Raw genomic sequence first — 13,200 nt, forward strand, 5'->3', positions numbered from 1 at the left:
AATGTCAGATCGAGCCCCGCACAGCTTGCAGCAGGAAATCCAGCAAACGCGCCCCTTCCGCTCCGATGCGCAGGAGGCGGCGTTGTCGCTGCTTCGTACCGCCTCGGTGGTGAGCCGCCGTTTCGCCCGTGTTGTCGAGCCCGAGGGCCTGAGTCTCGCGCAGTACAACGTGCTGCGCATCCTCCGTGGTGCCGGTCCCGAAGGTCTGCCGACGCTGGCCATCCGCGACCGGATGATCGACGAAGGCTCCACGGTTACCCGGCTGCTCGACAAACTGGAAGCGGCGGGGCTCGTGACGCGGGACCGCAGCCGTCCCGACCGTCGCCAGGTGCTCTGCCGCATCACGCCCGAAGGCCTCACCTTGCTCGCACGCCTCGACCCCACGGTCGATGCGATGGACGACGCGGCCACAGCAGTGCTCACCCACGACGAGCGCCGTACCCTCATCGACCTGCTGGCGAGGATCCGCGCAGAGTCGGAATAGCGGTTTGGGGCAGCGGGGGGCTGAAAATGCCCCCGCTTCACCCGGTCAGGCTTCCGGCACCAGCTCCAGTCGGAACCGGTGCCAGCTGCGCGTCCGCTCCACCTCGTCGAGGGCCGCACGTACCGCCGCCGGCAGCGGTGGTGCTTCGGGGTCATGGCGCAGCATTCCGATCGGGTCGGTATCGGCTGGCGCTCCCACTGTGGTCTTGCACCCGGGATTGAGCACACCCGCCGGGTCGGCGGCGGCCTTCACATTGGCGAAGGCCGCACGCGCCTCCGAGGACCAAACCCTGGGCAGCAGCGGCGCCCGCAGGCGCCCGTCGCCATGCTCGCCGGCGAGCGTGCCCCCCAGCGTCGCCGTGAGCTCACAGACGGTGTCCAGCAGGCCGTGCACCCGGTCCCGCCAACCCGCGGCCATGGTATCCACCAACGGGTTCACATGCGCATGGGCGTCGCCGGCGTGCCCGAAGATCACACCCACGGTCTCGAATCGTGCGAGCGCCTGCCGCACGCCGCGCACATAGGCCGGGAACTGCTCCGGGGGTACGCACCCATCTTCGATGAACTGCATGGACCGCAGCCTCGGCGCGAGCCTCGACAAGATCGGACTCGCGGCGTGCCGCAGCGCCCACAGCTCCCGTTCAGATTCCTGGTCGCCGGCATTTACAACCGAGGTGGCGCCATGCGCGCGGCAGAATGCGTTCATGATCAGCGCATTATGAGCGCACTCATCCCGTGAACCGCCCTCCAACTCCGTCAACAACACCGCTTCAGCGTCCAGCGGGACACCGGTCGGCCCGCCACGCTCCGCCACGTCCAGGAATGTCCGGTCCAACAACTCACAGGCGGATGCACCTGCACCTCTCGCTTCAATTGCGCAGCTAGTGGCTTCTTCAAGCGAAGAAAATGTCGCCATGATGGTCGCAGTTGCGCCAGCGATCGGCGTGAGAGCCAGTTCCAGTTCGGTGAACAGGGCCAGCGTCCCCTCACTACCCACCAGCAAGTCCACCAGGTGCCCGCCATCCGCCAGCGCCGCGGCGATACCGTAGCCAGAAGACTCCTTTCGCACGCCAGGCCGACTCAGGGCACCGAGCGCGCCATGTGTGCGGATCAAGTCGAGCGCCTGCACCAGCCTCGCGATAGCCGGCACATCCATGGGCAGTGGTCGGTCGCGATGCACCCAGCCCTGACTGCCGTCGTCGAACACGCAGTGCACGCCCCGCACCCACGGACGCATGGCGCCAAATCGCAGCGTCCGGGCGCCGGCCGCATTGGTGCCCGCCATGCCGCCGATTGTGCAAAAGGCCCCGCTCGACGGGTCCACCGGAAATCGCAGCCCCACGGCACGGGCCTTCGCGTCCACCTCGGCTCGCAACGCTCCGGCGCCCACGCGCAGCGACCGGCCGCCCACATCGACCTCGTCGATGGACGTGAACCGGCTCAGGTCCACAACGATCCCCGGTCCCACAGCGCCGGCGGCCATGCCACTGCCAGAGCCGCGTGGCATGAGTCCCACGCCTATCGCTCGCGCCCATCGCACCAGCACTGCCGCGTCTTCGGCATCAGCCGGCACCGCGACGGCCATGGGAATACAGCGCGCGATGCCCGCGCCTTCCGCGTACATGGCACGCGCCGGCAGGTCGGTGCGAAACGGGCCGCGAAATCCGTCGGGTCCGGGCGACAGCAGTGAGGACGATATGCTCATCCCCGGGAGTATGATGCCGTTGCCGAGCCTTTGTGTAGCGCGTCGCCTATTCGCACACCGTTGTGTGTCACGAGCCTCGCTATCTTTCCCGCCTACCCGAACCAGCCCGGAATGCCCCTTCCTGCCACCGTCACCGATGCGCTCGCCCGCCAGGATGCGGCTCGCTTCTGCGAAGCCATTCTTCCTGCGGTGTCGCGCACCTTCGCGCTCGGGATCAAGGTGTTGCCGGGGGATCTGGGACAGGCGGTGCTCGATGCGTACCTGCTGTGCCGCATCGCCGATACGGTGGAAGACGCGCCCGGCATTCTGCCCGACGTGAAGGCGGCGCTGTTCGACGATTTCCTGGCCAGCTTCTCGGATGCCTCGGCACTCGCGCGTTTCACCGACGGCGTGCAGCACCTCACGGGTGACCTCGCGCACCTCACACTCACGCGCAATACCGCGTTGGTGCTCGAGCACTTCGGACGGTTGCCGCAGCGCACGCAGGAGGTGGTGCGACATTGGGTGACCGAGATGTCGGTGGGCATGCGCAAGTTCGTGCTGCTCTATCCAGACGGCATCCGCATCCAGACGGTCGACGAGTACAAGGAGTACTGCTACTACGTCGCCGGTACGGTGGGATATATGCTCACCGATCTCTGGCACGAGCATTCGCCCAGTATCGGCGCGAAGCGCTATGCGATTTTACGCGAACGGTGCCGCGCGTTTGCTGAAGCACTGCAGACGGTGAACATCCTCAAGGACGTGGCGGTGGACGCGGAGAAGGAAAACTCCGTGTACATCCCCGAGGAGTTGCTCGAGGCACACGGGAGCTCACAGAGCCGCATCCTCGCACCTGAGTTGCTGTCGAGCAATCGCGCCGCACTCGCGCAGCTCATCCAGCTGGCATGGCACGATCTCGAGGAAGCGCGCACCTACCTGCTCGACATTCCGCGGCGCGCCGTCTCCATTCGGCTCTTCTGCATTTTGCCGCTGCTGCTGGCCTACGCCACGTTGCGTGACCTCGTACAGAGCTCCGCGATGCTCCAGCCGGGTGGATCGGTGAAGATCTCACGCCGAGAAGTGAAGTCGCTGCTGCTCACCGGGGCGATGCTGGCCATGAGCAACAGCGGCGTGCGCTGGCTCGTGTCGCGGGTGCGCCGCCGCAGCTTCGAGCTGGCCTTCGCCTGATCAGCGGGAACGGCAGCTTTTGGCGTCCGCCCGGCTAGAGCTGCCAGTTGTTGCCGCCCTTGAGCATCCGGTCCAGCAGTGATGGCGGTTGTTCGAGTTTTCCCTGCTGCGCCTCGTCGAGCAGGAACTCGACGCGGTTCTGCACCCGTGCGACGAGCGTGCGGAATCGCTTGCGCACCGATCGCCAGGTCAGCCACGAACCACCGGCGGCGAGCGCCGTGAGTCCGGCCACGGTGGCCACGGCAAAACTTGGCAACACCAGCGAGAACACGAACGCCGGCACGGCCACCGCCGCCGCGAGCAGGAACAGCACGGTGCTGATCACCACCGCCGACGTGCGTTCCGAGCTACGTGCGCCGTTCATGACCGCATCGAAGCGCAGCACCGTGCGTCCATCGTCCACCCGCGTGGCCGTCACCACCAGTTGATCGAGACGCACGAGATCGAACCGGCGACCACCCACACCGAGTGAGCGCATGAAGTTGCCGAATGTGTCGCGGCGCGGCTCGAGGATCAGCCGGTCGCCGGTACGACGAATGGGCAGCATCATCTCGAGTCGCGGCAGCATGGCTTCGAGCCGCGCCAGCAATTCCGATGGTGACCCCGAAATGGTGCGCTGTGCGCTCACCACCGATGGACCCAACGACGAGAGCAGCGGTCCGTGCTCCGGTTCAGCGAGCACTACCTGTGCGCGTTCTTCGGCGATGGCCTGACGCACATGCTGGACGTCGAGCCCCACTTCCTTGGCGATCTCGACGAGCCGGGCTTCGCTGATGGTCTCGCCTGGTTCGGCGCTGGTACTCGTCTGCAATTCCGATGCGCGCGCCAGCACGCGCTCGAGGGCAGTCCGTGGTAATTCACTCATGGCGGATCAGATGCCCCCAAGCACGATGTCGATCTGGCGCCGCAGTGCATCACGCATCGACGCCGGTAGCGAGAAGGCCCGCTCGAACGCGGCCGTCAGTGCTGCGCCATCAGCCGCCGCATCCACTCGCACGCCGGACTGCGCCAGATAGTAGCGCTGATATCCCGCGAGCAGCTCCGGCGCGATCTTCGTGAGCACCATCGCTCCAGCGACCACCTGACCGGACGCCACCGCACGATCAGCAGCACCGGTACGCTGCTCCGCTGGGGTCACGTTGTCGGCGACCACCGGTCCCACCAGTGAGCCGGTTGCTTCGTGCACCAGCACATACAACGCTTGCACCGCGTCTTCCGGGCGCGCCGGGAAAGGCACGGCCATCATCGTGCGCTGCGTGCGTCCCGGGCCGGTGCGTCCTTCACCGCCCATGGGCAGGGACAATAGCAGGTCGCCCTGACGCTGGCCGGTGTTGTTCAGGAAGCGTTCGAACTTGGCGCGATACTGCTGCTGCCACAGACTGTCCACCGCGGTGATCACCGCGCGACGCTCCCGAAAGACGCGCAGATACTCCGCGTCGAAGTAGCGCACCGCCTCATCCTGCACGCCGCTGATGAACAGCCGCAGCCACTCCCGATCGGTGGCCGTCCGGAACAACGCGGCCAGCTGCATCATGCGTCGAGCGGATACTTCATCGGAGGCGCGACGCGGATCACCCTCGAGCTGCAGGAACCGTTCAATCGTGCCGCGCATCTCTTCCCATGACGCGTAGTCGAACGCCAGAAACTGCGCCGACAGGTATCCGCCGCGCTGCAGTCCCCGGGCCAGCGTCTCGCGATTTCCATCGAGTGCGGTGAGCACGTTGCGCTGGTTCTTCTGCACGGTGATCGAGTCGCGATAACCGCGGCGGTAGAGCGGCACCACGGTGCCGGTGTCCACGCTCACCATCGCAAACGCGTGAAACCAGAGATCCACATGCGACAGGGTGCGCACGGGCCAGCGCAACTGCGCCTGAGAGGCGTCCGCCGTCGACGGGACAGCGCTCCCTACAGCGGCGATTGGCCGGGCGTCCGGGGCAGGCGTCGGCCCCGAGGAGCCGCCTGCACATGCAGCGAGTCCGGTCGCCAGCAGCAATGGCAGCCATCCCAAGCGGGCCTGCGTGCTGGTCAGGCTGGCACACACGACAGGTAAATCGACTTTCTGAAGAAAACGCGGCGTCCCGGGCATGGTCTCAATACACGCGAGGCCGCCCAGCGGATTCAACCCGTGGCGGCCTCTCTCTGCTCCGGCGTTCTGGCGGAAGGGGTGGTCTAGCCGCCCCGTCCGCAGGTCACGCAGTAGTGCCAGTTGGCTTCCAGTTCCGTGCTGCACGCGGGACACTGACGCTTGGTCAGGTCGGTGCCGCAGTGCGGGCAGAACGTGATCTTGCGCGTCGATTCGGGCAGCTGGCCGTCGCAGAAGCGGCAGTGCGCGTGCGTGGCCCGTGTGCCGCGCGCGGGCGTGGCTCGGCGGACGTTGGCCAGCCCCGCCACGCTGCTGGCATTCGGAGTGCGTGCCGAGGATCGAGCGCTGGCGTCGTGGGTGCTGCACTGATGCCCCGATGGATGCACCGCGCCGTGGTCTCCCGACGGCGCCGGAAAAACGTCCATGGCCGGCGTTGGGCGATTCGTGCCAGCCCCGGAAGTATCACCAAGCCGCAGCGAGGTCGTGGCCCATTCACGCACGAGGGCCAGCGTCGGTGATGGAAACGCCAGCGCCTGAAGGCTGGCCTGCTGCAGCCCCGGATCCGTGCGCAGGTACCCACGCTCGCCGGACACAAGGCGCAGCAGTGTGCTCTCGAAGGCGTCCGGACCACTATCGGCCATTTCGCGGCGTACGTCCCGATAGGGCAGCAGTCGCTCTTCGAGGTCAATCAGCGTGAAGCCCTGCGTGATCAGGTGCGGGAACTGCGTGCGCACCGTACGCGAGAGTCGGAAAGCCAGACGATCGAGATCGTCGAGTGAACGGGAAACCGTGGTCACTTCGTGTCGCTCGCACCGTAGCGGCCGTCCACGTCGTTCCCCATCCGCTCACGCGTCTCACCGCCCACGCGCTCAATGAGCCGCTCGGCGACGTTTTTTTCGTGCTTCTGGGCGTCTTTGAAGCCATAGCCGTAGCCGATGGCAACACCGATCGCGAGGATGAAGAGGAACTTGAACATGAGCGTCCGGGGTGAAACCGACGCTCGGGCGCCGGCCTGCTATTGTTCCAGACGCGAGACGGGAAGAGCGGGTAACGCTGGGGCTGGCACAAACTGTTCCGCCACGGGAAAAGGTGAGAGCGGCTTGTTGCCCAGACCCTTGGCCTGTTCCCCCGCCCACCAGCTTTCGAACTGGCTTCCCACCAGTCCGTCCGAGCGGTCCTGCGTCGCGGCCGCCCGGGTCGCGAGGTAGTTCGCGTATTCGTTCTGCGGATGGCCGGCGTGCCCCTTCACCCACGCCCACTGGGTCTGATGGGTGGCAATGGCCGCCACGGCCTGCTGCCAGAGCTCCACGTTTTCCACCGCGCCGTCCTTCCGACGCCATCCGCGCGACATCCAGCCGCGCACCCAGCTCGACATCCCGTCCACGATGTAGCGGGAGTCGGTGGTGAACAGCACCGACAGGCGATTGCCCTTTCGGGACATCGCCTGGAACGTGTCGATCACCGAGCGCAGGGCCATGCGATTGTTGGTGGTATCGGGTTCCGACGCCCACAGGTCGAAGCGTGTCACCGAGCCGTCGCCCTTTCGGAATTCCACCAGCGCGCCAAGGCCGCCCGGTGTGTCGCCGCTCTTTCCGTTGCCAAGACAGGACTCGTCGGCATAAACGGCCACCAACGGAAACTTCGCGCTCACCGCACAACCTCCAGTGCGTCGATCTCATCGAGCACCAGCTCCAGGCGATGCCCTGTGCTGGGGTGACGCGCCACGATGATCTCGCGACCGTCAGCGACCCGCAGACGCTCGGGGATCACGATGTACTCCGTGCCGCGTCGCATGATGGTCAGGCGTGTCCCGTCCACGATGGCGCGTTCGAGCTGATCGTACTGCGTGGTGGAAAGTTGCATGCCGGGAAGCTAATGGACGTGCTGCAAGCTGCCGATGACTCCGAATCGAAGCACAGAAAGGGAATTCGGAGGGATTGGAAAGGTTACCTACCGGCCGCTGCGCGGCGAAAAAAGCAGGAATCAAAGGGAGTCAAATGAAAACAAAAAAGAGATTTTGTTTTCCGTTGTTTCCCTTCGTTCCTTTCCACTCATGCAGTTTTCGCCGCGCAGCGGCCGGCAGGTAGCCCTTCAATTCCAAGGCAATCCCTTCAGATCCTCTGCGGAGACGATCAGGTCCCCCACGCCGAGCACACCTGCTCTAGCACGACGGTCGCCTGCTCGATCTGCTCCACTTCGACCCATTCGGTCGCTGAGTGCGCGCGCGCAATGTCACCAGGGCCAAAGCACAGCGCGGGAATGCCTGCCTCGGCGAACAGCGCCGCATCGGTCCAACACGACAGGCCTTTGATGGCGCCCGACAATCCGGCATTCTGGGCGGCATGCATCACAGCCTGTACCAGTGGTGCGTCCGCTGCGAGATCGAGCGGTGGCTGTGCACACACGAGCGAAGCCCGCGCCGAGAACTGCGGGCGCTCGGCGTGCAGTGCAGCAATTGCGGTTTCCACTTCTGCCAAAGCTTGTGCACCCGTCTCACCCGGCACCGTGCGGCGCTCGATGCGCACATCGCAGCGATCGGCGTAGGTAGACCATCCGGTGCCGCCACTGATCATCGCGGCGTGCAGCGATGCGCGGCCGAGCAATGGGTGAGTGCGGCCGCTCAGGACATCATGCTCGAGGCGATCGAGCGCCGCGATGAGCAGTGCTGCATGCCGGTTGGCATCGATGCCCACGTCGTATCGACTGCCGTGTGCGGCACGACCCTGCACTGCAATGTCGATCCAGGCGAAGCCCTTGTGCGCAGGGACGACGGACAGGCGTGTCGGCTCGGTGATGATGGCGCCCGTGGCGTGCAGCCCGTCGGCCAGCAGCGCGCGTGTACCGATGGACGCGAACTCTTCGTCGCACACCGCTGCGATGATGATCTCGCAGTGCAGCGCCCCGCGCGCTGCGGCGCGGGCGGCGGCCACACACATCGCCGCAACGCCGGCCTTCATGTCCGTGGCGCCGCGCGCATACAGGTTGCCGTCGCGCGTGACCGGTGTGAACGGCTCGTGGGTCATCCCGTCCGTACCCACGACATCGAGGTGCCCGTTGAGCACGAGGGGCGAACGTCCCACCGGCCCGATGCGCGCGATCACATTGGAGCGACCAGGCGCCACGTCGGTGAGTGACACCGCAAACCCCCACCCACTCAGAATCGATGCCAGCAACTCGGCGCAGGCACGTTCACCGGGTGCGCCGGGTACCAGGTCCGGGTTGCGTGAGTCCACCGCAACCAGTGCTTCCGTCAGGGCGACGGCATCGAGTGGGAATCGGGAGTTCACCCCTACAGTCTAGGTCACGCCGTGCTCACCCGCACCCCATCGCGGGCAACACGCCATGTGAGCACGTCGCCAAGCGACGACGCTGCCGCGCGCACCGGCTCAGCTTTCTCGCGCGAGGAACAGATCAGGACGCTGCCGCCACCGCTGGCGCCCAGGGCCTTGAATCCCGTCGCGCCGACCGCGCGAACGGCCTGCTCCAGGGCATCGATGCGCGGTGTGCTGATGCGCTCATGCAGTGACCGCTGGTACTGCCAGTGTTCATCAATGCACGCGGCCAGATGCGCTACGTCGCCGGCGGTGAGGGCATCCCGCATCGTGCGTGCGAGCGACGCCATGTAATCGAGTGCCTTGACCACCCGGGGCACCCGCTCCTTGTAGGCATCGAGTACCGCACTGATGGTCTCGCCGGAAATGCGCGATTCGCCCGTGTACACCAACGTCAGGGAGCACTCCAGTTCCTCGACGCACGCATCAGTCAGCGGAATGGGCTCTGCGCTGTTGGTATGGCTGAACGACAGACCCAGCGCTCCCCCAAATGCGGCGGCATAGTGGTCCTGAAAACCACCGGCGACACCCAGCTCTTCCACTTCGGTCGATCGGCTGCGTTCGGCCAGTTCGGCGGCTGAGCAATTGGTGCCGGTCGCGTGGGCAATGGCCGCAGCGAGTGCCACGCCCACCGACGACGAGCCGCCCAGTCCCGCGCCAAACGGGAAGTCGCTGTGAATCTCCACACGGGCCGCCGCGAGCCCAGATCGGCGGAGGGCGGCCACCGTGAGTGGGTCACGGGAGTTCTGGCCTTCCTCAGCGGGCGACGCCAAGGTGAATGACACGGTCGCACGCCGCTCGATGGCCAGGTTGCAGACGTAGCCGCCGCGTTCATGCGTATAGGGCGGGACGTCGGTCCACCCACCCCCGAAATCAAGACGAGTGGGCGCCGATGCAATGATCGTGCGCCCACTCGTCGGGACATGCAGACCTGCAGCCACGGGGGCCTACTTCTTCTTGGCCGGGGCCTTCTTGGCGGGAGCCTTGGCCGGCGCCTTGGCAGCGGGCTTCGCGGGAGCTTTGGCCGGCGCCTTGGCAGCGGGCTTGGCCGGAGCAGCCTTCGCCGCAGGGGCCTTGGCGGGTGCTGCCGTCTTGGCTGGAGCCTTAGCGGCCGGAGCTGCCTTGGCCGGAGCAGCCTTGGCGGCCGGCGTTGCGGTCTTGGCCGGTGCGGCCGCGGCCTTTGGCGCAGCCTTCTCCACCTTGGCTTCGGCCTTCGGTTCCGGCTTCACCTCAGCGGGCTTCGGCGCGACAGGAGCCTTTGGAGCCGGCTTTGGCGGTGGCGGAGCGAAGTTGACCTTGTCGGACGGCTTCTGCGGCTCGATGCGCATCGCGGCGCGCGCCTCGAGCGCTGCTTCGGCGGCGGCGGCGGGTGCCGTAACGGCCTTGGGCAGCTGACCGAGCGGAATCGGCTTTGGCGGCGGCGCCTTCGGCTCCGGCTTGGGCAGCGACCCGTGCTTGGCGATGTACGCGGCTTCGGCCTGCTGGATCAGGACATCGGCTTCTTCCTGATTCATCTGCCCGCGGCGGACCATGTAGTTGATCAGGTCGCGCGCGCTTTCGATGACGAAGGCGCTCAGTCCTGCCGCAGCGCCAACCACATCCCGCATGGCGCCAGCCATCCGGCTGCCGGCTTCGAGGCTGATTTCATGGGCACGGGCGGCCATTTCGGCTGCCGTGTCCCGGGCGTCGGCCGCCCGGTGGCCAGGGCCCCGTCGCGGGGCCGGAGCCGATGGCGGCGCGTCGCCGTCCGCCTGCGTTTCTTCGTCAGCCTGTGGAAAATCGGCCATGGGTGGAGCGCACTCCGCCATACAGGGAGGGGGAGGTGGTCGCTCGAATGCGTCGGAGGGAAACTGAAAGCAAGCCGCCGAGGGGTCCGCGTCCACCGGAACGGGGGTAACTATATGATTTTCAGTGATCTATGCAAGGTGCGCGGTGGTGAATTGCGAGGTCTTCTTACATATAATGCGCCGAGGCGACCCGGTGATATCGCATCAGGGGATGCGGCAGGTGCATGTTCGCCGCCACAGAAATAAAGACAGTCAAGGCTCATAAAGGCGACACTATCATGTCTCAGAACCTAAAAGGATTCAAAATCCTTGATCTGTCCCGAGTTCTGGCAGGGCCATACTGCACCATGATGCTCGGAGACCTCGGCGCATCGGTCATCAAAGTGGAACGCCCCGGCACCGGTGACGATACGCGAGGTTGGGGGCCGCCTTTCGATGATCGCGGCCAGGCGGCGTACTTTCTTTCCGCCAATCGAAACAAGCTCTCGTTGGCAGCGGACTTCAGGAACGCCGATGATCTACAGCTCCTCAGAAGCCTGATTGCCGAAGCCGATATCGTCATCGAGAACTATCTGCCTGGTGTTCTGGCTAGAAATGGGCTCGATAGTGATCTCTTGATGGCGCAAAACGCAAAACTCATATGGTGCACCATTTCGGGGTTTGGCCCCGAATCCCAGCGACCGGGTTACGATTTCGTGGCGCAGGCGGAATCCGGGTGGATGGCGATCACCGGTGAGCCGGATGGGGAGCCCATGAAAGTCGGGGTCGCTCTCGTGGATGTCATTGCCGGAAAGGACGCGGCCATCGGGATCCTCGCCGCGGTGGCTGGGCGGGATCGGGCGGCCCGTGACGGGGAAGTCCTGCCAGCCGCCGACCGTCGGGTCCACGTCACCCTGGCCAGTTCTGCGGTGGCCGCGCTCGTGAATGTCACCCAGAACAGCCTCGTGTCGGGAAAGCCCAGTAAGCGATGGGGCAATGCGCACCCCAATCTGGTCCCGTATCAACTGTTTCACGCCGAGGACCGTCCGCTCGTCATTGCTGTGGGCAACGACGGACAGTGGCAGCAGGCGGCAAAGGCGCTTGGTTTGGCGGACCTGGCCGCAGATCCCGCGCTCGCCACCAACGCCGGACGACTCGCGCAACGGGATCGTGTAGTGAGCGCCATCGCGGCTCGGGTCGGTGAAGCGTCAGCGCAGCAGTGGGTGAGCCGACTGGATGCCGTTGGAGTTCCATGCGGACTCGTCCGTGAGGTGCATGAGGCCTTGGCCGATGTTACGGCATCGGCACGCACGGGTGTGACGCCACTCTTGAATGGTCGTGTTCGCTTCGAGCCGCCGTTGCTCGACGAGCACGGTGTCACAATCCGGGAAAAACAGTGGAGTTCGTTCGACGTCGTGCCGATACTGGAGTGAGCACGCGTGTGACCTCCCCGTGCGGCGTTCGTCATATGCGCGAGACGAACAGCAGGAATGCATCGAAGTTCGGTCTGCAGGGGTGTCAATCCCGTGTTAGCGGCGTTATCCTAGCGCCGTGCACATGACGGAACCCCAGCTCCCGCCGAACGACGTCGATTCGGACCAGGAAGTCATCGCCCGCGTAATGGCGGGCGACAGAGACGCCTTCTCGATGCTGATCGGCCGCTACAGTGATCCACTGTATCGGCATGCTCTCGGAATGACGGGCAGTCCCGACGTCGCCGAGGACATTCTCCAGACGTCGTTCATCAAGGCCTATCACCATCTCGGTGAAGTCCGTGGTCGATTCGACGCCTGGCTGTTTCGGATCGTGGCCAACGGATGCAAGGACTGGCTGAAGAACATTCGGCGCACGCATCTGAGCTACGACGAAGATGATCAGCCGTCCGGCTATGCATCGCCTGATGAGGACCTTGATCGCACGGAGTTGCGTCAGGATCTCGACTCAGCGCTCGCACAGTTGGCGCCATCGCTTCGGGAAGCGTTCATCATGAAGCACGTGGAAGGACGCTCCTACGAAGAAATGGCGGACCTGTTGGGGACTACCGTTGGTGCCCTGAAGATGCGCGTGCATCGTGCCCGCGAAGCGCTTCAGGCCCTGCTCGAGGAGAAATACGCCTGATGCAAAACCGCAACGAAGCTCACGACGAATTGGACGCGACCCGCAGCCTGCAGCGCGAAGTCGCGCCGCTCGCGGACCGCCCACTGGCCGATCGCGAGGTCCCGCTGCCGGGTATGGGCGCATCGACCGGCGGTGCCGATATCATCCACCAGTGGCTCGATGGCGAGACGGCAGAAGCCGATGCCCGCCGTGCGGATGCCCGTCAGGTGGAATTCTGGAAGCGTGTCGATCAGGACACCGATCGCATGCGTCGCATGAAGACGCCGGCCCATGTGGCTGCGAACATCATGGCGGCGCTGCCGCCGAAGCAGGTCGAGGCCCAGTTGGCCACGGCAACTGCTACGGCGACGACCACCGCCACGCAGCTCAACGCCAGCACCTCCGAAGACAACAGCACGGCCTTCGGTCGCACGGCGATCGTCGGTGCGATCATGCTGGCGATCGGTGTCGTGATCGGTCGCATGCTGTTCTGATGTAGTTCTGATTCGCCACCCGGCGAATACACGAAGGGCCCGCACAATCTCTGCGCGGGCCCTTCGTCAT

15 protein-coding genes are annotated in these 13,200 nt (G+C 65.4%); 5 read left to right on the top strand and 10 right to left on the bottom strand.

Features of this window, described 5'->3' with window-relative positions; translation table 11 throughout:
- The first annotated feature begins 1 nt into the window (after window position 1).
- Window positions 2-484 (top strand): MarR family winged helix-turn-helix transcriptional regulator, encoded by a 483-nt coding sequence (locus VGE27_RS02360; RefSeq protein ID WP_331048023.1) that lies wholly within the window; start codon window positions 2-4, stop codon window positions 482-484.
- Window positions 485-529: 45 nt separating this feature from the next.
- Here VGE27_RS02360 and VGE27_RS02365 read toward each other — a convergent pair whose 3' ends face one another.
- Window positions 530-2,188 carry an FAD-binding oxidoreductase gene (locus VGE27_RS02365; RefSeq protein WP_331048024.1) on the bottom strand — a complete coding sequence of 553 codons (1,659 nt, stop codon included), beginning with the start codon at window positions 2,186-2,188 and terminating at the stop codon, window positions 530-532.
- A gap of 111 nt (window positions 2,189-2,299) precedes the next feature.
- Between VGE27_RS02365 and VGE27_RS02370 the strand changes: the two genes are divergently transcribed.
- Window positions 2,300-3,358: a phytoene/squalene synthase family protein gene (locus VGE27_RS02370; RefSeq protein WP_331048025.1), complete on the top strand. Its 1,059-nt coding sequence runs from the start codon at window positions 2,300-2,302 to the stop codon at window positions 3,356-3,358.
- A gap of 34 nt (window positions 3,359-3,392) precedes the next feature.
- On the opposite strand, the gene VGE27_RS02375 is transcribed toward VGE27_RS02370, so the two are convergent.
- The 9 genes from VGE27_RS02375 to VGE27_RS02415 all read right to left on the bottom strand — a co-directional run bounded on the left by VGE27_RS02375 (window position 3,393) and on the right by VGE27_RS02415 (window position 10,560).
- Window positions 3,393-4,223 carry a hypothetical protein gene (locus VGE27_RS02375; protein WP_331048026.1) on the bottom strand — a complete coding sequence of 277 codons (831 nt, stop codon included), beginning with the start codon at window positions 4,221-4,223 and terminating at the stop codon, window positions 3,393-3,395.
- A gap of 6 nt (window positions 4,224-4,229) precedes the next feature.
- Window positions 4,230-5,210 (bottom strand): hypothetical protein, encoded by a 981-nt coding sequence (locus VGE27_RS02380; protein ID WP_331048027.1) that lies wholly within the window; start codon window positions 5,208-5,210, stop codon window positions 4,230-4,232.
- 317 nt (window positions 5,211-5,527) lie between these two features.
- Entirely contained in the window at window positions 5,528-6,238 is a 711-nt protein-coding gene (locus VGE27_RS02385; protein ID WP_331048028.1) for a zinc ribbon domain-containing protein, read from the bottom strand.
- Entirely contained in the window at window positions 6,235-6,417 is a 183-nt protein-coding gene (locus VGE27_RS02390) for a hypothetical protein (RefSeq protein WP_331048029.1), read from the bottom strand. The genes VGE27_RS02385 and VGE27_RS02390 overlap by 4 nt, the downstream gene beginning before the upstream one ends.
- 39 nt (window positions 6,418-6,456) lie before the next feature.
- Window positions 6,457-7,092 (bottom strand): ribonuclease H, encoded by a 636-nt coding sequence (locus VGE27_RS02395; RefSeq protein ID WP_331048030.1) that lies wholly within the window; start codon window positions 7,090-7,092, stop codon window positions 6,457-6,459.
- Window positions 7,089-7,304 carry a hypothetical protein gene (locus tag VGE27_RS02400; RefSeq protein ID WP_331048031.1) on the bottom strand — a complete coding sequence of 72 codons (216 nt, stop codon included), beginning with the start codon at window positions 7,302-7,304 and terminating at the stop codon, window positions 7,089-7,091. Before VGE27_RS02400 ends, VGE27_RS02395 begins: the two co-directional genes overlap by 4 nt.
- Before the next feature lie 269 nt (window positions 7,305-7,573).
- The gene (locus VGE27_RS02405) at window positions 7,574-8,728 is read right to left on the bottom strand and encodes an ArgE/DapE family deacylase (protein ID WP_331048032.1); all 1,155 of its coding nucleotides are present in this window, start codon (window positions 8,726-8,728) and stop codon (window positions 7,574-7,576) included.
- A 14-nt stretch (window positions 8,729-8,742) separates the two neighbouring features.
- The gene (locus VGE27_RS02410; protein WP_331048033.1) at window positions 8,743-9,714 is read right to left on the bottom strand and encodes a hypothetical protein; all 972 of its coding nucleotides are present in this window, start codon (window positions 9,712-9,714) and stop codon (window positions 8,743-8,745) included.
- Between the two features lie 6 nt (window positions 9,715-9,720).
- Window positions 9,721-10,560, bottom strand: coding sequence for a hypothetical protein (locus VGE27_RS02415; protein ID WP_331048034.1), 840 nt, complete (start codon window positions 10,558-10,560; stop codon window positions 9,721-9,723).
- 224 nt (window positions 10,561-10,784) lie between these two features.
- On the opposite strand from VGE27_RS02415, the gene VGE27_RS02420 reads away from it, so the two are divergent.
- From VGE27_RS02420 to VGE27_RS02430, 3 genes are all read left to right on the top strand, one after another.
- Window positions 10,785-11,972: a CoA transferase gene (locus VGE27_RS02420; protein ID WP_331048035.1), complete on the top strand. Its 1,188-nt coding sequence runs from the start codon at window positions 10,785-10,787 to the stop codon at window positions 11,970-11,972.
- Between the two features lie 124 nt (window positions 11,973-12,096).
- Window positions 12,097-12,657: an RNA polymerase sigma factor gene (locus VGE27_RS02425; RefSeq protein WP_012681963.1), complete on the top strand. Its 561-nt coding sequence runs from the start codon at window positions 12,097-12,099 to the stop codon at window positions 12,655-12,657.
- Window positions 12,657-13,130: a hypothetical protein gene (locus VGE27_RS02430; protein WP_331048036.1), complete on the top strand. Its 474-nt coding sequence runs from the start codon at window positions 12,657-12,659 to the stop codon at window positions 13,128-13,130. The genes VGE27_RS02425 and VGE27_RS02430 overlap by 1 nt, the downstream gene beginning before the upstream one ends.
- Window positions 13,131-13,200 lie beyond the last annotated feature (70 nt).

It is taken from the genome of Gemmatimonas sp., from assembly GCF_036405635.1.
Lineage (GTDB): Bacteria > Gemmatimonadota > Gemmatimonadetes > Gemmatimonadales > Gemmatimonadaceae > Gemmatimonas.